Raw genomic sequence first — 18,437 nt, 5'->3', positions numbered from 1 at the left:
TTCGAACGCCGGACCTAGTCCAGGGTGCGCTTGATCTCTTCGACCGTGAAGCACTCGATGTAGTCGCCTTCCTTGATGTCCTGGAAGCCCTGGAACTGCATGCCGCACTCCTGGCCCGAGGGCACCTCGTTGACCTCGTCCTTGAAGCGTTTGAGCGTGTTGAGCACGCCCAGCTCCAGCACCACCACGTCGTCGCGGATGATGCGGACGCGGGCGCCCTTGCGCACGACGCCTTCGGTGACGCGGCAGCCGGCGATCTTGCCGACCTTGGAGATGTCGAAGACCTGAAGCACCTGGGCGTTGCCCAGGAAGGTTTCGCGTTGCAGCGGCGCCAGCATGCCCGAGAGCACGCCCTTCATGTCGTCCAAGAGGTCGTAGATGATCGAATAGTAGCGGATCTCGACCCCCTCGCGGTCGGCCAGATCGCGTGCCTGTTTCGAGGCCCGGACGTTGAAGCCGAGGATCGGCGCGCCGGCCGACTTGGCCAGGTTGACGTCGCTCTCGGTGATGCCGCCTGCGCCGGAATAGACGATGCGGGCGCGGACCTCGTCGTTGCCCATCTTCTCCAGCGAGGCGGCGATGGCTTCGCCCGAACCCTGGACGTCGGCCTTGATGACCACCGGCAGCTCGTTGATCTTCTTGGAGCCGAGCTTGGCCATCATGTCGACCAGCGAGACCGAGCCGCCCGAAACCTGGGCCTTTTCGCGCTTCACCCGCTGACGATATTCGGTCAGCTCGCGGGCGCGGGCTTCGGAATCCACCACGGCGAAGACGTCGCCCGGCGACGGCGCCTCGTCCAGACCCAGGATCTCGACCGGGACGGACGGGCCGGCGTCGGTCAGCTGTTCGTTGCGCTCGTTCAGCAGGGCGCGAACCTTGCCCCAGGCGCCGCCGGCCACGACGATGTCGCCGCGCTTCAGCGTGCCGCGCTTGACCAGGACGGTGCCGACGGGGCCGCGGCCCTTGTCCAGCTTGGCCTCGATGACCACGCCCTCGGCCGATCGGTCGGGGTTGGCGCGCAGGTCCATGACCTCGGCCTGGACCAGGATGGCTTCCAAGAGGCCGTCCAGGTTCATCCGCTCCTTGGCGGAGACCTCGATGATCTGGGTGTCGCCGCCCAGGCTCTCGGCGATCACTTCGTACTGCAGCAGTTCGTTGACGACCTTCTGCGAGGTGGCGCCGGGCTTGTCCATCTTGTTGACGGCGACGATCAGCGGCGCCTCGGCCGCCTTAGCGTGCTGGATCGCCTCGATCGTCTGGGGCATGACGCCGTCGTCGGCGGCCACGACCAGAACCACGATATCGGTCACATTGGCGCCGCGCGCCCGCATGGCCGAAAAGGCGGCGTGGCCGGGCGTGTCCAGGAAGGTGACCTTCTGGCCGTCTTCCAGACGCACCTGATAGGCGCCGATATGCTGGGTGATGCCGCCGGCTTCGCCGCCCGCCACATCGGTGGTGCGCAGCGCGTCCAGCAGCGAGGTCTTGCCGTGGTCGACGTGGCCCATGATGGCCACGACCGGGGCGCGGACTTCGGAGGCATCGGCGTCGTCCGCCTCGCCCAGGAAGCCGGTTTCCACGTCGGACTCGGACACACGCTTGACGGCCATGCCGAATTCCTCGGCCACCAGTTCGGCGGTGTCGGAATCGATCACGTCGTTGATCTTCATCATCATGCCCTGCTTCATCAGGAACTTGATAATGTCGACGCCCCGCACGGCCATCCGGTTGGACAGCTCCTGCACGGTGATGACGTCGGGGATGACCACTTCACGCGGACGGTTCGGCGTATCGGTGGAGCCGCCCTTGCGCTTTTCCTTCTCGCGTTCGCGGGCGCGGCGGACCGAGGCCAGGGAGCGCATCCGCTCGGCGGCGTCGCCGTCGCCGACCACGGACTGGATGGTCATCCGGCCTTCGCGGCGCTTGGGTTCGCCGCGGGTGCGGCTGACCGCCTTGCCGGCGTCGGAGAAACGCTTCTCACGATCGTCGTCGCGACCCACGGGACGGCCGAAGCCGGCGCCGGGCGCGCGGCTGGGACGGGCCACTTCGGGGGTGGCGGGCGGGGCGTTCGGAGCCGCTCGGCCGCCGGGGCCGGTGCGCGGGCCGCCGGGACGGGCGGCGCCGGGAGCCGGGCGGGGGTTCAGGGCCGAATAGCGGACCGGCTCGGCCGGCTTGGCGCCCTGGGGACGCTGGCCGCCAGGGCCGGGGCGGCCGCCCTGGGGACGGTCGCCTTGCGGACGCTCGGACGACTGGGGACGATCTGAATAGGACCGGTCGCCGCCGCCCATGGCCTGTTCGCGGGCCGAACGGCCGCCGAAGGCGGGGCGTTCCGGCGCCGCACGCTGCGGATTGCCGGGCTTGGGCGCGCGTTGGCCGAAGTTGACGGTCGGACGCGCCGGGGCGGCGGGACGGGCAGGCGCCGGCGTCGGAGCGACCGGCGCCGGGGCGGGCGCGGACGCAGCCGGCGTCGGAGCTGGGGTCGGCTTGGGCGCAGTCTTGACCGGCTGAGGCGCGGCGGCGGCCAATTTGGCGGCCTCGGCGCGGGCGGCCTCGGCTGCGGCCTTGGCGGCGGCGGCCTCTTCGCGCGCGGCCTGGGCAGCGCGTTCATTGGCGGCGGCGCGCTCACGCTCGGCGGCTTCGCGCGCGGCCTTTTCAGCGGCGGCGGCGCGTTCGCGTTCGGCGTTGGCCTGGGTCGCCAGGGCGATGGCGCGGCGACGGGCCTCCTGCTCCTCAGGCGACAGACCCCCGCCGGCGGGCTGGGCCGGGCGCTGGCCCTGCGGACGCGGCGCCTGTCCCGCCTGCTGCGGGCGAGCGACATCGAAGCCTTGCGGGCGTTGCGGCCCGCCGGCGCCGGGGCGTCGCTTGGTCTCGACCACCACCGTCTTGGATCGGCCATGGCTGAAGCTCTGCTTCACGGTGCCGGTCGAAACCGATCCCGCGGCGCGCGGCTTCAGGCTCAGCGGCGCCCGCGGCCCCGTCTGGGACGGCGTTCCGCCGGTGTTCGAACCCTGGCCTTGGTTGGTCTTGTCGTTTTCGTCGCTCATCCGGTCGCTTTACTTGGGGCGGAAAAGCCCGCCGTCGTCTCAATACCCATAAACGGCCGTGAGCCCGTCTCCGCCCCTGGAGACAGGCCCTCGGCCGCCAAAATCCTCAGCTCGCCCCACCGTGATTAAAATCAGTCGGGGGTGCGCCCGCCGGTCCGTCCTCGACACCGGAAATCTCCCAGTGAAGGGGGCGAAGCGGCCGAAATCCAGCCAGTCGTTCGACCTCTAGGGTCCACCGATCGGCGCGTCCGCCCGCAAGCAGGACGGCGTGTATCGCATTTTCCAGCCCAAGGGCCAAACTCAAATCGTCCGCCGTAAAGGCGCCGCAGACCTTGGCGGTCTGATGGCGGGCCAATGCGAGGATTTTGCCACGGCCATCGGCGGCCCCGTCGGAGGCCTCGATCACCCAGTCGGCCTTGCCGGCCCGCAGGGCCGCAGCGGACTTTTCGAAGCCTGAGATAAGCACGCCTTCGCGCCGGGCAAGACCCAGCTGGTCCAAACAACGCCGGACCAGCAGCCGCTCGACCAGATCCGCGAGATCGGCCGGGGCGGTCAGCTTCGTCTTTGCGGCGCGCGTGAAGCCGTTCTTCTTGACCGCCGCCTCGACCGAGGCGCGACTGGCTTCGACCCACAGGCCGCGACCGGGCAGTTTGCGCCCCAGGTCGGGAACCACCTGACCCTCGGGCCCGGCGACGAAACGGATCAGACGAGATTCGTCCATGACCTGGTGGCTGACCAGGTCCCGGCGTTCCCTATCGATCGTCGCGTCGCGCAAGCTCATGAAGGGCCAGGTCTCCCATCACGTGTTCGACGGTTCGGCGTCGTCGGACGCCTGGCCTTCGCCACCGGCCTCGCCGAACACCTGGTCGGGATCGTACTCGCCCTCGGCGTAGTCGCCCTCGTCCTCATACTCCGGCTCGGGCTGCGGCAGTTCCGAGGCGTCGATCCAGCCGGCGGCCACACGGGCCTGCAGGATCAGCAGTTCGGCCTCTTCCTGGGCCAGGTTGAAGCTTTCCAGAACACCCGGGACCTTGACCCGTTCGCCGTTCTTCACCTCGTAGCCGCCGCGAATTTCGTCGGTCGCCAGATCGGCCAGATCCTCGACGGTCTTGACCCCGCCTTCGCCCAAGGCGACCGCCATGGCGAGAGTCACGCCCGGCACGTCCAGAACCGCGTCCTCAACGCCGAGTTCAGTGCGCTTGGCGTCCAGTTCGGCGGCCTTCTTGTCCAGATATTCGCGGGCGCGGGTCTGAAGCTCCTCGGCCGTCTCCTCGTCGAAGCCCTCGATTTCCGAGACCTCGTAGGGGTCGACATAGGCCAGGTCTTCCACCGTGGCGAAGCCTTCGGTGACCAGCAGCTGGGCGATGACCTCGTCCACGTCCAGGGCTTCCTGGAACAGGGCGGTGCGCTCGCCGAACTCGCGCTGGCGACGCTCGGAGTCCTGGCTCTCGGTGATGATGTCGATCTGCCAGCCGGTCAGCTGGCTGGCCAGGCGCACGTTCTGGCCGCGACGGCCGATGGCCAGCGACAGTTGTTCGTCGGGCACGACCACTTCCACGCGGCCGGCTTCCTCGTCCAGCACCACCTTGGACACCTCGGCCGGGGCCAGGGCGTTGACGATGAAGGTGGGCTCGTCCGGGTTCCACTGGATGATGTCGATCTTCTCGCCCTGCAGTTCGGCGACGACCGCCTGAACCCGCGAGCCGCGCATGCCGACGCAGGCGCCGACCGGATCGATGGAGCTGTCGTTCGACAGGACGGCCATCTTGGCGCGCGAACCCGAGTCACGGGCGGCGGCGCGAATCTCGATCACGCCGTCATAGACTTCCGGCACTTCCTGGGCGAACAGCTTGGCCATGAAGCCGGGGTGGGCGCGGCTCAGCATGACCTGCGGGCCCTTGGCCTCGGGCCGGACGTCGTAGATGTAGGTGCGGATCCGGTCGCCGATGTTGAACACCTCGCGCGGGATGGACTGGTCGCGGCGCATGACGCCCTCGCCCCGGCCCAGGTCGACGATGGTGTTGCCGTATTCCACGCGCTTGACCGTGCCGTTGACGATCTCGCCGACGCGATCCTTGAACTCTTCGTACTGGTTGGCGCGCTCGGCCTCGCGGACCTTTCCGGTCACGACCTGGCGGGCCATCTGGGTCTGGACCCGGCCGAACTCGAACGGCGGCAGCTGTTCGACATATTCCTTGCCGACCTCGGCCTCGGGGTCGCGCTTCAGGGCGTCGCGCAGACGCACCATGGCGCTGTCGTTGAACTCCTCCAGCTCGTCTTCCGGCTGCCAGTCGTCCTCGACGATGGTGACGTGACGGGTCAGGGACAGTTCGCCGGTCTTGTGGTCGATCTTGGCGCGGATGTCGTGGTGCGCTCCGTAACGCGACTTGGCGCCCTTCTGGATCGCCTCCTCAATCGCCTCGATGACGATTTCGCGGTCGATGTTCTTCTCGCGGGCCACGGCCTCGGCGATCTGCAGCAGTTCGAGGCGGTTGGCGGAAATACCGGTGACGGCCATCAGGCTTTGTCCTCAGAAGGGGTCGTGGTGTCGGTGTCAGCGTCGTCGGCTTCCCCTTCGGGCAGGCCGTCGTCTTCAGGTTCGCCGCGAGCGGCGCGGATGGCGGCGCCCCGCTTCATCAGGGCGTCGGTCAGGACCAGTTTCGCATCGCTCAACCAGTCGAAGGGGATCAGGGCGGTGTCCTCCTCGCCCTCCAGGTCGATCAGGACATTGCCGTCCTCGAACCCGGCCAGCACGCCCTTGAAGCGTTTGCGGCCCTCGATCATCCGGTCCGTCTCCAGCCGCGCCTCCTCGCCCTCGAACAGGTCGAAGTCGATGGGACGGGTCAGGGGCCGGTCGATGCCGGGGGAGGAGACCTCCAGCAGATATTCGCCACTGATCGGATCGGCGGCGTCGAACACCTCCGACACGGCCCGGCTCAGCTTGGCGCATTGCTCCACCGAGATGTCGTGGTCGGACGGGCGTTCGGCCATGATCTGCAGGCGCTGGCGCTTGGAGCCGCTCATCAGACGAACGCGCACGACCTCGAGCCCGAGCGACTCCGCGATCGGGTCGATCAGCTCCAGCAGTTGGCGGTCCTGGGCGGTCTTTGCGCGCAAGCGGCGAATATCCAAAACAAAAGCGGCGGTCCGTCCGGGCCGCCGCTTTGAACGACGCCGTTGGACGCCGGTCTAACGATGTGGAGCGCCATATAGGCCCTTCACATTCGCTTGTCAGCCCTATTCGTTCAAACCAGCGCCAGCCGCCCCAGATAATCCATCTTGCCCAGCGGCACGCCCTCCTTGCGTAGGACGGCGTAGGCGGTCGTGACGTGGAAATGGAAGTTGGGCAGGACGAAACTGGTCAGATAGCCCAGGCCGTCGAAGTTCAGCTCCCGGCTCGGCGTCTTCAGGCGGATCGGCCGGGCCTCGGCGCCGGCGAAGGCGGCGGGGTCGACGCTGTCGATGAAGGCCAGGGTGCGGGCGATCCGGTCCTTCAATTCCGCGAAGGTTGTCTCCGTGTCCGCCATGGAGGGATTGTCGACGCCGGCCAGCCGCGCCACGGCGCCCTTGGCCGTGTCCGAGGCCAGCTGCACCTGGGCGACCAGGGGGCGCATGTCGTCGTGCAGCCGGGCCTGGATCAGGATTGTCTCGTCGAAGCCCTCCGCCAGGGCCTTGTCCAGGAAACCGGACAGATTGGTGAGGCCGCGCGCCAGAACGGGCGTGGCGAAGTCGTAGATCGAGAGGGTCATTCAAGGGCTCCGGTGAAGACGGCCTAAGCTGGTCGGTTCATCGCCGCCGCGCCAGACCGTCCTCGACGAAGCCGCCTAGAATTCCTCCCAGCCGTCTTCGGCGGGAGCGGCCTGTTGGGCGGGCGCGGCGCCGCCGCGGCCCAGGGTCTTGAGGGCTTGGACCATTCGATGGGCCGGCTTGGCCGGTGCGGAAGACGCAGGCGCGGGCGCAGGGGCGCGGGCGGGGGCGGCGACGACCTGGGCCGCTGAGCCGACCTTGAACCGGGCCACCGAGGCCTGGAGCGACTGGGCCTCCTGGGCCAGAGAGTGGCTGGCGGCGGTCGACTGTTCGACCATGGCGGCGTTCTGCTGGGTGACCTGGTCCATCTGGTTGACGGCCGTATTGACCTCGGCCAGGCCGATCGCCTGTTCCTGGGCCGAGGCCGCGATTTCCGACACCAGTCCGTCGATCTCGGCCACCCGATCGACGATCCGCTGCAGGGCCTCGCCGGTCTGGCCGACCAGTTTCACCCCCGAACCGACCTGGGTGCTGGAGGTCGAGATCAGGGTCTTGATCTCCTTGGCGGCCTCCGCCGACCGCTGGGCCAGGGCGCGGACCTCGGAGGCCACCACCGCAAAGCCGCGACCGGCCTCGCCCGCACGGGCCGCCTCGACCCCGGCGTTCAGGGCCAGGAGGTTGGTCTGGAAGGCGATTTCGTCGATGACGCCGATGATCTGGCTGATCTGGTCCGACGAGCCCTCTATGGCCTGCATGGCCTGGACGGCGTCGCGAACGATGACGCCCGAGGTCTCGGCGTCGCCCTTGGCGGCCTGGACCACTGTCCGAGGCCTGGCGCGCGCCCGACGCCGTCTTGTTCACCGTGGCGGTGATCTCGTCCAGAGCCGCCGCCGTCTCCTCCAGCCCCGCAGCCTGTTGTTCGGTACGACGCGACAGGTCGTCGGCGGCCTGGCTGATCTCGCCGGCGCCGGAGCGGATGCCGGCGATATTGCCCACCACCACCGACAGGGCCTGCTGGAGCTGAGCGATGGCGGCGTTGAAGTCCGTCTTCAGCTGCGCCGCCTTGGGCGCGAATTCGGTCTCGATCCGATAGGTCAGGTCGCCGTCCGCCATGGCCGCCAGACCCCGGCCCAAGGCCTCGATCGTCACCCGGTCGGCCTCGGCCTCCGCCGCCTTCTCGGCCTCGCGGGCGGCCCGCTCCTGCTCGCTCATCGAGCGCTGCGACAGGGCCTCCGCCGCCAGACGCGCCTTCTCGATGGCCGCGTCGCGGAAGGTCGCGAGCGCCAAGGCCATCTTGCCGATCTCGTCGCCGCGCGCGACGCCAGGAATCTCGGAGGCCGTATCCCCCTCCGCCAGGCCGCGCATCCGCCGCTCGAGCGCCACCACGGGCCCCGACACCGACCGGCCGATGAACCAGCCCGCCGCCCCGACCGCCAGCAAAACCAGCAGGGCCATGGAGCCCAAGGCCAGGGCCGACTTGCCCACGGCCGCCGCGATCTGGTCGGTATAGACGCCTGAACCGATCACCCAGCCCCAGGGCGCAAAGCCCTTCACATAGGAGATCTTCGGCGAGGCCTCGTCCTGGTTCGGCTTGGCCCACTGATACTCGACGAAGCCCTCGCCGTCCTTCTGCACCACGGCGACGAATTCCTTGAACATCAGCACGCCGTCAGCGTCCTTGTTCTCGCTCAGATCCTTGCCGTTCAGCGCCGGCTTCATCGGGTGCATCACCATGGTGGGATGCATGTCGTTGATCCAGAAATAGTCGTCCTGGCCGTACCGCATGGCCCCGACCGCCGCCTTGGCCGCCGTCTGGGCCTGATCCCGGCTCATCCGTCCGGCCGCCTCCTCACCCTGGTAATAGGCGACCACGCTGTGGGCGATCTCGACGGACTTTTTAGTGCGGTCGGCGATGTCGTCACGCATGACCGCATCCAGCCGGAAAAGGGCCAAGGCCGTCACCACCAGAAGGCCGGCCACCGTCACAAGCGCCAGCAGATTAATCCGCCCGCCGATCGTCAAAGCCTTCATGGTTGTTTCCCTAAGCATCGGACCATGCCTAAAGAACGAGGTTAAACGGGGGGCTATGAGGGGGCTAGGTAGATACCCTTATGCGACAATCAGCCCCGCACAAGTTCCCTCAGGCCGCCTTCTGATATTCCAGGAAGATCGGCGCGGTGTCGCCCAGTCGCTTTTCCTCATAGCGGGTGATCACATGGTCCGACGGGGCGACATGCCAGTCGGCCTCGGCCGCTCCGATCCGCTTCAGCCCTGGCGCCCTCTCCAATCGCTCCAGCGTCCATTCCGCATAGTCCCGCCAGTCGGTAACGAACCGCAGCGTCCCGCCGGGCTTCAGAATGCGGGCGAAGGCCTGGGCCGTCTCGTCCTGCAAAAGGCGGCGTTTGTTGTGCCGGGCCTTGTGCCAGGGATCGGGAAACAGGATCAGCACCCGATCGACCGAGGCGTCGGGAAGGACCTCGACCAGGTCGCGCGCGTCGTCGGCGTGGATGCGGACGTTCTCCAGCCCGCCTTCCTCGACGTGGCGCAGGGCCGAGGCGACCCCGTTCAGAAAGGGTTCGCAGCCGATCACCAGAACGTCCGGCCGCCGCGCCGCCTGGGCCGCCATATGTTCGCCCCCGCCGAATCCGATCTCCAGCCAGACCTCGGCGGCGTTGGGCATCAGAGTCTGCGGGTTCACCGGTCCCGCCTTCGGGTCCGGCACGGCGATCCGGGGGAGCAGCGTCTCCATCAGGGCGGCCTGACGCGGCTTGATGGGTCGGGCCTTGATACGGCCGAACGACCGCAGCGGCCGCTCCAGATGCGGATTGTCGTCCTCGGGGGGCAGGTCGGTCTTCATCCGCCTGCCGTTAGCCGTCCGGAACCCCGGCGTCCATAAGCGACGCCTCAGCGGGTCGCGCCCGGCTTCCACTTGACGTCATTGGCGCCGTTGGCGTTGGCGCGGCGCCCGGCGACGAACAGATGGTCCGACAGCCGGTTCAGATAGCGCAGGGCCGCGCCGTTGACCGCCTGCCCCGCCTCGACCAGACGCACGGCGTCCCGCTCGGCGCGACGGCACACGGTGCGCGCCACATGCAGATGGGCCGACAAGGGCGAACCGCCGGGCAGGATGAAACTGTCCAGCGGTTTCAGGCTCTCGTTCATCCAGTCGATCTCCTGTTCCAGTCGCTCGACCTGGCTGTCCAGAATTCGCAGCGCCTCCCAGGCCGGGGGCGGGTCCAGCGGCGTGGCCAGATCGGCCCCCAAATCGAACAGTTCATTCTGAATCCGCCCCAGCATGGCGTCGATCCGGTCGTTCTGGCCGCTGCTGAGCCGGGCCACCCCCAGGACGGCGTTCAGTTCATCCACCGCCCCATAGGCCTGGACCCGCAGATCGGTCTTAGACACCGGCGCACCCGAGGCCAGCCGCGTCAGGCCCTCGTCCCCAGTCTTGGTGTAGATCTTGTTCAGCGTCACCATGGACGACCTCCGGTCAAGACGCCGTCGCCTTCCACAGCATGCCGATCACCAGAAGCAGGACCGCCAGGGCCTGCAACCCGACCCGCCAGCGCATCAGCCGGTTGGAATGGCTGCGCGCATAGGCGCCGCCGCGAAACAGGGAATACAGCCCCAGGCCCAGCGTCACCGTCACGGCGGCGATGGCGAGGAGGATCAGAATGTCCAGCATCTGCATGGACATCCTTTTAGGCGTGTCGTGCTTCCGGCGCCAGCATCGGTCGAATTGGCCGCCAGCTAAGCCATTGGTGACGATTTGTGGTGCAAGGTCCCGCTCATGACCGATCGCGCCGTCCGAAATCTCGATCACCTGAGGGGCTCGGCCTCCACCGCCCGCGTGCTGAACCTGCTGAAGGTGTGGGAAGAGAACGGCGACAGCCGGGCAGACGGCGCCCTGCGCAATCCCGACTGGGCCGCACGCCCGATCTTCCGCACCCCGGTGCTGAACCGATCCCTGATCATCAAACACCGGCTCCGACGCAACGAGACGGACCTGTTCACCGGCCGTCGCCATGTGGCGACCAAGGTGATCATTCCGATCGACGACGAGGATCTGAAGACCGGCGGCCGCTATGTCTTCGTCAATCAGATCGGCTTCGAACGGATGATGATGGAATCGTTCGGCGTCCCCGCGACCCACGCGGACATCGTCACCCTGCGCCAGATCGACCGCCTGCCGTCGCTCGACCCCTTTTTGCTTCGCGAACAGCTGCGCCGGTGCGGCCTGGAGCCGGCGCCCTGCTATTTCTCGATCAGCGAGAGCGATCTTCAGCGGATGACCACCTTCGTCCGGGGCGAGATCGAACCCCTGGTCAGCCTCAGCCTGGGCGCAGGCAACAGCGAAGCCGCCGATTCAGCGGCGCGGATGACGGCCAAGATCCTGTCCAACACCCCTGGCGACCAGCTGGAGGCCCTGCGCGAGACCCTGCGTCTGGCCCCGGAACAGTATCAGGAAGGGGTCTTCTGCTGGAAAGGCTTCCTCTACTACAAATGGACCCTGTCGACCCTGCTGGGCGAGGTGGCGGCCGTCGCCGAGGCGGTGCGCACCATCAAGCCGGTCGGTAAGGTCGATCGACAGGCCCGCGAATATCTGGACCGCAGCCGCGCCGTCCTGCGGGGCCGCATCATTCGCACCTGCGACGAGGTCAGCCGCACCCTCAGCGTCTATGACGACGCCTACGCCCGGCTGACGCGCGAGGGCAAACCCATCGCCTTCCGCGACTTCCTGCTGGACGCCCCGTCGATGTTCGCCCGCCTGGGCGACCAGCTGGGCGCGGTCCAGCACATCGTCAGCTATTGGCGTTTCCGCTTCGGCGCCGGCGCCCATCCGGCGGGGGTGGCCGAGCTGATGGACATCTTCATGGACTTCGAAACCGGCCTTTTGGGGCGCGGGGAAAGCCCTGACGACATCGTCGTCCTGGCGGCCTGAACGCCGCCGCGCCGGCGTGTCAGTGCGCCTCGTCCCAGTTCGGGGCGGCGCGGGCCTCGACCACCAGGGGCACGGTCAGGGCGACGGCGGGGTCCGAAGCGGTTTCCATGACCCGCTTGATCACGGGAATGGCGCGCTCGGCCTCCGCTTCCGGGGCTTCGAAGACCAGTTCGTCGTGCACCTGCAACAGCATCCGCGTCTTCAAACCGGCCTCGGCCAGGGCCGTGGGCATGCGGATCATGGCGCGGCGGATGATGTCGGCGGCGGCGCCCTGGATGGGGGCGTTGATGGCGGCGCGCTCGCCGAATTGGCGTTCGGCCCCAGATTTCGAATGGATGGCCGGGATGTGGATGCGGCGGCCGAAGACGGTGGAGACGAAGCCGGCCTGGCGGACCTCGGCCTTGGTCCTGTCCATATAGGTCCGAATGCCGGGGAAGCGGTCGAAATAGGTCTTGATATAGGCGCCGGCCTCGCCCTGATCGATGCCCAGCTGGGCGGCCAGGCCAAAGGCCGAGATGCCGTAGACGATGCCGAAATTGATGGCCTTGGCGCGGCGGCGAGTCTCGGACGGCATGCCCTCGACGGGGACGCCGAACATTTCGCTGGCGGTGGCGGCGTGGATGTCCAGCCCGGCCTTGAAGGCGCGTTTCAGCTCGGGGATGTCGCCGATATGGGCCAGAAGGCGCAGTTCGATCTGGCTGTAGTCGGCGCTGATCAGAAGATGGCCGGGGGCGGCGATGAAGGCCTGGCGGATTTCGCGGCCGGTCTCGGTGCGTATGGGGATGTTCTGGAGGTTGGGATCGCTGGAGGCCAGACGGCCGGTCGAGGCGGCGGCCAGCTGATAGGAGGTGTGGACGCGGTCGGTCCGGGGGTCGGCTGCGGCGATCAGGGCGTCGGTATAGGTGCCTTTCAGCTTGGACAGCTGTCGCCAGTCCAGGAGGACACGCGGCAAGGCGTGGGTCTGGGCCAGGTCCTCCAGAACGCTGGCGTCGGTGCCCCACTGGCCGGAGGCGGTCTTCTTCCCGCCCGGCAGATTCAGCTCGCCGAACAGAATGTCGCCGATCTGGCGGGGAGAGCCGATGTTGAAGGGACGGCCCGCAATCTCATGGGCCTGGGTCTCCAACTCGGCCATGCGCAGGCCGAATTCGCTCGACAAACGCTTGAGGCGGTCGGGATCGATGCGGACGCCGGCGGTCTCCATCTCGGCCAGGACGGCGGGCATGGGCCGTTCAAGGGTCTCATAGACGGTGGACAGGCCCTCGCGCGCCAGCCGGGGCTTTAGTATGCGCCACAGACGCAGGGTGACGTCCGCATCCTCGGCGGCGTAGGTGGTGGCCGACTTCAGAGCGACGTGCTTGAAGGATTTCTGGCTCTTGCCGGTCCCCGCCACGCTCTTGAAGGGTATCGGCTCGTGGCCGAGGTGGAGCCGCGCCAACTCGTCCATCCCGTGACCGTGCAATCCGCCTTCCAGCACATAGGAGAGCAGCAGGGTGTCGTCATAAGGCGCGACCCGGATTCCGCGCCGCGCCATGACCGCCAGATCATATTTGGCGTTCTGCAGCACCTTCAGGACCGACGGGTCTTCCAGCAGCGACTTCAGCTTCGTCAGGGCCGTCGCCTTGTCCAGTTGCTGAATAGGCTCGCGCGGCTCGCCCGCTTCCCCGAACAGCCCGCCCTCGCCCGCCTGGGGCTCATGCTCATGGGTCAGGGGGATGTAGCAGGCCTGGTTCGGTCCGACCGCCAGGGATACGCCGCACAGGCCGGCATGGGTCGCTGACAGGGCGTCGGTCTCGGTGTCGAAGCCGACCACCCCCGCCTCGGTCGCCCGCGCGATCCAGCGGTCCAAGGCCTCTTCGGTCTGGACGCATTCATAAGCGTCGAGATCGAAGGACTGCGCCTCGGCTGGCCCGTCCGCCGCCTGGCCATAGCGGGGCGTGGCCACCGGGGCGTTCAGATTGGGCGCGCGTTTGGGCGCGAAGGCCGAGGTTTCGCTGGGCCCCGCCTTGCCGTCGCCGACCCGACGCTGCAGCGACCGGAACTCCATCTTGTCCAGAAAGGCCGACAGGGTTTCGGGATCGGGATCGCGCACGGCGAAATCCTCGATCGGCTCCGGCGCCGGCGCGTCGCAGGTCAGGCGGACCAGTTCGCGCGACAGGCGGATCTGGTCGGCGAAATTGATCAGGGTCTCGCGGCGTTTAGGCTGTTTGATCTCCCCAGCCCGCGCCAGCAGGGTGTCCAGGTCGCCGTATTCGTCCAGCAACTGCGCCGCCGTCTTCGGGCCGATGCCGGGCGCGCCCGGCACATTGTCGACGCTGTCGCCGATCAGGGCCTGAAGATCGACCATCTTTCCCGGCCCGACGCCGAACTTTTCGAACACTTCGGGCTCGGCCAGACGCCGATCCTTCATCGGATCCCACATGACGACGCCGCCGCCGATCAGCTGCATCAGATCCTTGTCGGAGCTGACGATCACCGCCTCGCCTCCGGCGTCGCGGGCCTTGCAGGCATAGGTGGCGATCAGATCGTCGGCCTCATAGCCGGGCAGCTCGACGCAATGGACGCCGAAGGCCGCCGTCGCCTCGCGCACCAGAGGAAACTGCGGCACCAGATCCTCGGGCGCCGGCGGGCGGTGGGCCTTGTACTGGTCGTACAGGTCGTTGCGGAAGGTCTTTTCCGAATGGTCGAAGATGGCGACCAGATGGGTGGGGCCGTCGGCGCCCTTCATGTCCTTCAGCAGCTTCCACAACATGTTGCAGTAGCCCTGGACCGCCCCCACGGGCATGCCGTCCGACTTTCGCGTCAGGGGCGGAAGGGCGTGATAGGCGCGGAAGATATAGGCCGAGGCGTCAATCATCCACAGCCGCAGGGCGGGTCCGTCCTGGGTGAGCGGGCGGTCCTGGGAGGGGGCGGCGTCGGAAGCGGAAGCGTCGGTCATGGCCGGAACATAGGCGGCCCGAGCCGCCGCGTCAGCCGTCAGAATTCCGTCCAGCTCGATCCCGGATCGCGCTGACCCGGCTGCGCCTGTTGCTGGCCCCAGGTCACGATCATGAACAGCTTGTGGCTGCGAATCCGGTACTGTCCGATCATCGGCAGAACCGCGCCCAAGGGCGCTCCGGTCTTGGCCTCATAGAGAAAGCCGGAGAATTCGGCCACGCCCGCCCGGTCCCGATTGCTGTAAACCGACAGCTCCGGCAGCGAGACGACGTTGAAGTTCTCGTTGATCGGAATCCGCATTTCGGGAATGCCGAAGACGCGGCGCATCTGCTCCAGCGCCAGGGCGCCGGTGCGGATTTCGAACACGGCGTCGGCGTCCTCCCGGGTGCGGGTCAGCCGATAACCGGCGTCCGACAGGGCCCCGCGGATTGCGCTGATGGCGTAGCGGGAGTTTTCGGTCTGGAAATAGGTCTCATCGACAAACACGGTCGCGCCGGTCGGAAGCGGCAGGGACAGGCCCTCCACCGCCTTGTCTGCGGCCCGGGCCAGCAGCAGGTTTTCGGTCGCCGTGCGGCCGATGTTGGATTCCGTGGTTGAGGCGCAGGCCGAGGCCAGAAGGGCTGTCATCGAAAGGGCGGCGACGAGGCGCGCCGACGTCGCGCGAAATCCGCCCATCACCAGCTCCCCGTATTGGGCATGGACGCCCAGGGCTCGGCCGGCGTCAGGGGCGGACCGTCCTGAAGCAGTTCGATCGAAATACCGTCCGGTGAGCGGACGAAGGCCATATTGCCGTCGCGCGGCGGTCGGTTGATCACCACGCCCCCGTCCATCAGCCGCTGACAGGCGGCATAGATGTCATCGACCTTATAGGCCAGATGTCCGAAATTGCGGCCGCCCTGATAGGTTTCCGGGTCCCAATTATAGGTCAGTTCCAGCTCAGGCGACCGTTCCGCCGCCGACTGCTCCAGATTCTTGGGCGCCGCCAGAAAGACCAGGGTGAAACGTCCCGCTTCATTCTCGGTGCGACGCACCTCCTGAAGCCCCAGCAGATCGCAGTAGAAATGCAGAGAGGCGTCGAGGTCGCGAACGCGGACCATGGTGTGCAGATAGCGCAACTCTGTCTCTTTTCAGTTCAAAGGCGGGGTCGAGCGTCTCTTACAGCGGCTGAGCGGCCAAACCGCAGCCTCAGTGCGCCTCGGCCGCGCGGGCGGCGGGGCTCAGATATTCGCTTTCGTCATGCGGCTGGGCCGACAGGACGAAGCGACGGTCGCAATAGCCGCATTCGACGAAATCATCCTCGCCCATGTCCATATAGACCAGCGGATGGCCCAGGGCGCCGCCGCCGCCGTCGCAGGCGACACGCTTTGTCGAGACCACGATCTCTTCGGGGGGCGGAATGATCGCATCGGGGTGACGGGGCGGCATTATTCGGCTCGTATCTTGGCGAGGAGGCGTCGGACGCATACCTATGCGGCCCATTCGGCGGCGTCAAACCGCCGCGCCCCTTCCTGTCCGATCAAAGCCCGACCGAATGACCGACGCCACCACCCTGCCCGACAACGCCATTGAGGTGCGGGGGCTCAAAAAGACCTACGCCGGCTCCAAGAAGGCCGCTCCCAAGACCGCCCTGCACGGCGTGGACCTGGCGGTGAAACGCGGGTCCGTCTTCGGACTCCTGGGTCCGAACGGCGCCGGCAAATCGACCCTGATCAACATCCTGGCGGGGGTGGTCAAGAAGTCCGAGGGGACCGTGACCATCTGGGGCCGCGACATCGACAAGGAGCCGCGCGACGCCGCTGCGGCCCTGGGCGTCGTCCCGCAGGAGATCGTCGCCGACGTCTTCTTCACCCCCCGCGAGTCGCTGGAGGTTCAGGCGGGCTTCTATGGCGTGCCCAAGAACGAACGCCGTTCCGACGAGCTCCTGGCGGCCCTGGGCCTGTCGGACAAGGCCAACGCCTATGTCCGCGCCCTGTCCGGCGGCATGAAGCGTCGCCTGATGGTGGCCAAGGCCCTGGTCCACAATCCGCCTATTCTGATCCTGGACGAACCGACGGCGGGGGTGGACGTCGAACTGCGCCGTCAGCTCTGGGCCTATGTGCGCCAGATCAACGCCGAGGGCGTGACCATCGTCCTGACCACCCACTATCTGGAGGAGGCCCAGGAGCTGTGCGACACGATCGCCATCGTCAATCGGGGCCGGGTGGTGGCCTGTGAGCCCACGCCCCAGCTGCTGCGCCGGCTGGACAGCCGCAATGTGGTGGTCACGCCCGAGACGCCGCAGAAGACCCCCCCGGCCCTGAACGGCTTCCAGGTCGCGCCGCGGGCGGGCGGAGCCTTCGCCGTGACCTATAAGAAGGGGCAGTCGTCGGTGGAGCAGGTGATCAATGCGGTCCGCGCCGCAGGCGTCACCATCGCCGACATCACCACCGAGGACCCCGACCTGGAGGACGTCTTCCTAGCCCTGACCTATGGGGACGCCAGTCAGGTCGATCCGACCAGGGACTAGAAGGGGGCGAAGACAATCAGACGACGGCGCCGAACGGCCCGCTCATGAAGGGGGCCGGTTAGAGGTCAAGAACCGGCGGATTCGTGCGACGCGAGCGAGAAAAAGGCGGCTCGCAAAGGGAGTGCGGCGGCCCCCGCCGCCGAGGCGTCGCCAAGGATCGGCGACGCCTCGACCTTCGGGACAGGGCGGCAATGCCCGCGACGTTGCGGGTTGGTGAAGCGCAGCCGTTCGATCAGGCGAAGAGCCAGGGCGTGAGGCAGCCGCCCGCCCAGGACGATCCCGCCGGGATCCAGCACGCCCGATATGGCGGAAAGCACCAGGTTTAGCGGCTGTTCCGCCGCGTCCAGCCACTGGTCGATGATCGGATGATCGGCGGGGAAGTCGGCCAGAAGGTCGCCGAGCGACGCCCACCGGTCGCCGTCGCCAGCCTGCATCATCCGGAGCAGGGCGGTCAGATTGGGTTGGAACCAGTCAACGGGTATGACAGAGGCGAACTCGCCTGCATTGCCGTTGTCGCCGCGCAGGGGTTCGCCTCGCACGACGACGCCACCGCCGAATCCTGCCGAGAAGTACAGATAGGCGAAATTGTCCAACCGGCGCCCGACGCCGAACATGGCCTCGCCGATGGCCGCCGCCGTGCCGTCGTTCTCGATCCACACCGGGCCGTCGAAGGCCTTGGAGAGAATCCCGTCCAAAGGTTGAAGGGCCCAGGCGTCCAGCGCAGGCGGCGGGTTGAGGCGGGCCCCGTCGCCGATGAAATATCCCGTCACGGCGGCGCCGACGCCGATCCTTTGAGAGGCGGACACGCCCGCCTGGGTTTCCAGATCTCTGACGAGCTTCTGCATCTCGGCGATGGCGGCCGTCAGGGACACGTCGCGGATCGGGATCTGGCGACGGGCCAGGATCGAGCCGCTCAGATCCATGACGGCTGCGGCGACGGCGTCGGTCATGACGGAGACGCCGACCGCGTGAAGCGCCTTTGAATTGAGACTCACGGGAAGACCCGGCTTCCCACGACCTGCCACGACGGGCGCGCCTTCGATCAGCAGGTCGCGCTGCAAAAGAGATTCGACCAACCGAGCGATCGACTGTTCCGTAAGCTCAGTGGCGCGCGCCAGTTGCGCGCGCGTCATCGGCCCGTCCCGGCGCAGCAGGGACAGCAGCCGACGTTCGTTGGCCGTCGCCGTGCGTACGCCGTCCTCACGCAGGAAACGCGGCGCGATTGATCCGTAACCGACTCCCACCATAGAGGGATGCATAGCGGAAA

15 protein-coding genes and 1 pseudogene are annotated in these 18,437 nt (G+C 67.5%); 2 read left to right on the top strand and 14 right to left on the bottom strand.

Annotation, left to right across the window (positions count from 1 at the left end; all coding sequences use genetic code 11):
• Positions 1-14 precede the first annotated feature (14 nt).
• From infB to JL11_RS03770, 9 genes and pseudogenes are all read right to left on the bottom strand, one after another.
• A complete protein-coding gene (infB, locus tag JL11_RS03810; RefSeq protein WP_054764485.1) occupies positions 15-3,041 on the bottom strand; it encodes a translation initiation factor IF-2 in 3,027 nt (1,008 codons plus the stop codon).
• A 106-nt stretch (positions 3,042-3,147) separates the two neighbouring features.
• On the bottom strand, positions 3,148-3,822 hold the full coding sequence (locus tag JL11_RS03805; protein ID WP_054764484.1) for an RNA-binding protein: 675 nt from the start codon (positions 3,820-3,822) through the stop codon (positions 3,148-3,150).
• An 18-nt stretch (positions 3,823-3,840) separates the two neighbouring features.
• Positions 3,841-5,559, bottom strand: a complete 1,719-nt coding sequence (gene nusA / locus JL11_RS03800; RefSeq protein WP_054764483.1) for a transcription termination factor NusA — start codon at positions 5,557-5,559, stop codon at positions 3,841-3,843.
• Positions 5,559-6,158 carry a ribosome maturation factor RimP gene (gene rimP / locus JL11_RS03795; protein WP_054764482.1) on the bottom strand — a complete coding sequence of 200 codons (600 nt, stop codon included), beginning with the start codon at positions 6,156-6,158 and terminating at the stop codon, positions 5,559-5,561. Before rimP ends, nusA begins: the two co-directional genes overlap by 1 nt.
• A gap of 128 nt (positions 6,159-6,286) precedes the next feature.
• Positions 6,287-6,790 (bottom strand): DUF1993 domain-containing protein, encoded by a 504-nt coding sequence (locus tag JL11_RS03790; RefSeq protein WP_054764481.1) that lies wholly within the window; start codon positions 6,788-6,790, stop codon positions 6,287-6,289.
• Between the two features lie 75 nt (positions 6,791-6,865).
• Positions 6,866-8,819 (bottom strand): annotated as a pseudogene (locus JL11_RS03785) (methyl-accepting chemotaxis protein).
• Between the two features lie 109 nt (positions 8,820-8,928).
• A complete protein-coding gene (trmB, locus tag JL11_RS03780) occupies positions 8,929-9,645 on the bottom strand; it encodes a tRNA (guanosine(46)-N7)-methyltransferase TrmB (protein WP_054764480.1) in 717 nt (238 codons plus the stop codon).
• A 47-nt stretch (positions 9,646-9,692) separates the two neighbouring features.
• Positions 9,693-10,265: a cob(I)yrinic acid a,c-diamide adenosyltransferase gene (locus tag JL11_RS03775; protein ID WP_054764479.1), complete on the bottom strand. Its 573-nt coding sequence runs from the start codon at positions 10,263-10,265 to the stop codon at positions 9,693-9,695.
• Positions 10,266-10,278: 13 nt separating this feature from the next.
• Positions 10,279-10,479 carry a twin transmembrane helix small protein gene (locus JL11_RS03770; RefSeq protein WP_054764478.1) on the bottom strand — a complete coding sequence of 67 codons (201 nt, stop codon included), beginning with the start codon at positions 10,477-10,479 and terminating at the stop codon, positions 10,279-10,281.
• A 99-nt stretch (positions 10,480-10,578) separates the two neighbouring features.
• On the opposite strand from JL11_RS03770, the gene JL11_RS03765 reads away from it, so the two are divergent.
• On the top strand, positions 10,579-11,730 hold the full coding sequence (locus JL11_RS03765; RefSeq protein WP_054764477.1) for a hypothetical protein: 1,152 nt from the start codon (positions 10,579-10,581) through the stop codon (positions 11,728-11,730).
• A gap of 19 nt (positions 11,731-11,749) precedes the next feature.
• On the opposite strand, the gene polA is transcribed toward JL11_RS03765, so the two are convergent.
• The 4 genes from polA to JL11_RS03745 all read right to left on the bottom strand — a co-directional run bounded on the left by polA (position 11,750) and on the right by JL11_RS03745 (position 16,089).
• A complete protein-coding gene (polA, locus tag JL11_RS03760) occupies positions 11,750-14,665 on the bottom strand; it encodes a DNA polymerase I (protein WP_054764476.1) in 2,916 nt (971 codons plus the stop codon).
• Between the two features lie 38 nt (positions 14,666-14,703).
• Positions 14,704-15,339 carry a DUF6655 family protein gene (locus JL11_RS03755; protein ID WP_054764475.1) on the bottom strand — a complete coding sequence of 212 codons (636 nt, stop codon included), beginning with the start codon at positions 15,337-15,339 and terminating at the stop codon, positions 14,704-14,706.
• On the bottom strand, positions 15,339-15,779 hold the full coding sequence (locus JL11_RS03750) for a VOC family protein (protein WP_054764474.1): 441 nt from the start codon (positions 15,777-15,779) through the stop codon (positions 15,339-15,341). The genes JL11_RS03755 and JL11_RS03750 overlap by 1 nt, the downstream gene beginning before the upstream one ends.
• Before the next feature lie 70 nt (positions 15,780-15,849).
• Positions 15,850-16,089, bottom strand: coding sequence for a zinc-finger domain-containing protein (locus JL11_RS03745; RefSeq protein WP_054764473.1), 240 nt, complete (start codon positions 16,087-16,089; stop codon positions 15,850-15,852).
• Positions 16,090-16,195: 106 nt separating this feature from the next.
• Between JL11_RS03745 and JL11_RS03740 the strand changes: the two genes are divergently transcribed.
• On the top strand, positions 16,196-17,170 hold the full coding sequence (locus JL11_RS03740) for an ABC transporter ATP-binding protein (protein ID WP_054764472.1): 975 nt from the start codon (positions 16,196-16,198) through the stop codon (positions 17,168-17,170).
• A gap of 65 nt (positions 17,171-17,235) precedes the next feature.
• On the opposite strand, the gene JL11_RS03735 is transcribed toward JL11_RS03740, so the two are convergent.
• The gene (locus JL11_RS03735; protein ID WP_054764471.1) at positions 17,236-18,417 is read right to left on the bottom strand and encodes an ROK family protein; all 1,182 of its coding nucleotides are present in this window, start codon (positions 18,415-18,417) and stop codon (positions 17,236-17,238) included.
• Positions 18,418-18,437 lie beyond the last annotated feature (20 nt).

The organism is Brevundimonas sp. DS20, assembly GCF_001310255.1.
Lineage (GTDB): Bacteria > Pseudomonadota > Alphaproteobacteria > Caulobacterales > Caulobacteraceae > Brevundimonas > Brevundimonas aurantiaca.
The sequence above is the reverse complement of the archived record's forward strand: the minus strand, read 5'-3'. Positions and strand labels throughout refer to the sequence as shown.

Coding starts and splice junctions, on each gene's coding strand:
- infB (WP_054764485.1), bottom strand. CDS start 3,041: ATGAGCGACGAAAACGACAAGACCAACCAAGGCCAGGGTTCGAACACC.
- JL11_RS03770 (WP_054764478.1), bottom strand. CDS start 10,479: ATGCAGATGCTGGACATTCTGATCCTCCTCGCCATCGCCGCCGTGACG.
- polA (WP_054764476.1), bottom strand. CDS start 14,665: ATGACCGACGCTTCCGCTTCCGACGCCGCCCCCTCCCAGGACCGCCCG.
- JL11_RS03775 (WP_054764479.1), bottom strand. CDS start 10,265: ATGGTGACGCTGAACAAGATCTACACCAAGACTGGGGACGAGGGCCTG.
- JL11_RS03805 (WP_054764484.1), bottom strand. CDS start 3,822: ATGAGCTTGCGCGACGCGACGATCGATAGGGAACGCCGGGACCTGGTC.
- JL11_RS03755 (WP_054764475.1), bottom strand. CDS start 15,339: ATGGGCGGATTTCGCGCGACGTCGGCGCGCCTCGTCGCCGCCCTTTCG.
- JL11_RS03735 (WP_054764471.1), bottom strand. CDS start 18,417: ATGGTGGGAGTCGGTTACGGATCAATCGCGCCGCGTTTCCTGCGTGAG.
- trmB (WP_054764480.1), bottom strand. CDS start 9,645: ATGAAGACCGACCTGCCCCCCGAGGACGACAATCCGCATCTGGAGCGG.
- nusA (WP_054764483.1), bottom strand. CDS start 5,559: ATGGCCGTCACCGGTATTTCCGCCAACCGCCTCGAACTGCTGCAGATC.
- JL11_RS03740 (WP_054764472.1), top strand. CDS start 16,196: ATGACCGACGCCACCACCCTGCCCGACAACGCCATTGAGGTGCGGGGG.
- JL11_RS03745 (WP_054764473.1), bottom strand. CDS start 16,089: ATGCCGCCCCGTCACCCCGATGCGATCATTCCGCCCCCCGAAGAGATC.
- JL11_RS03765 (WP_054764477.1), top strand. CDS start 10,579: ATGACCGATCGCGCCGTCCGAAATCTCGATCACCTGAGGGGCTCGGCC.
- JL11_RS03790 (WP_054764481.1), bottom strand. CDS start 6,790: ATGACCCTCTCGATCTACGACTTCGCCACGCCCGTTCTGGCGCGCGGC.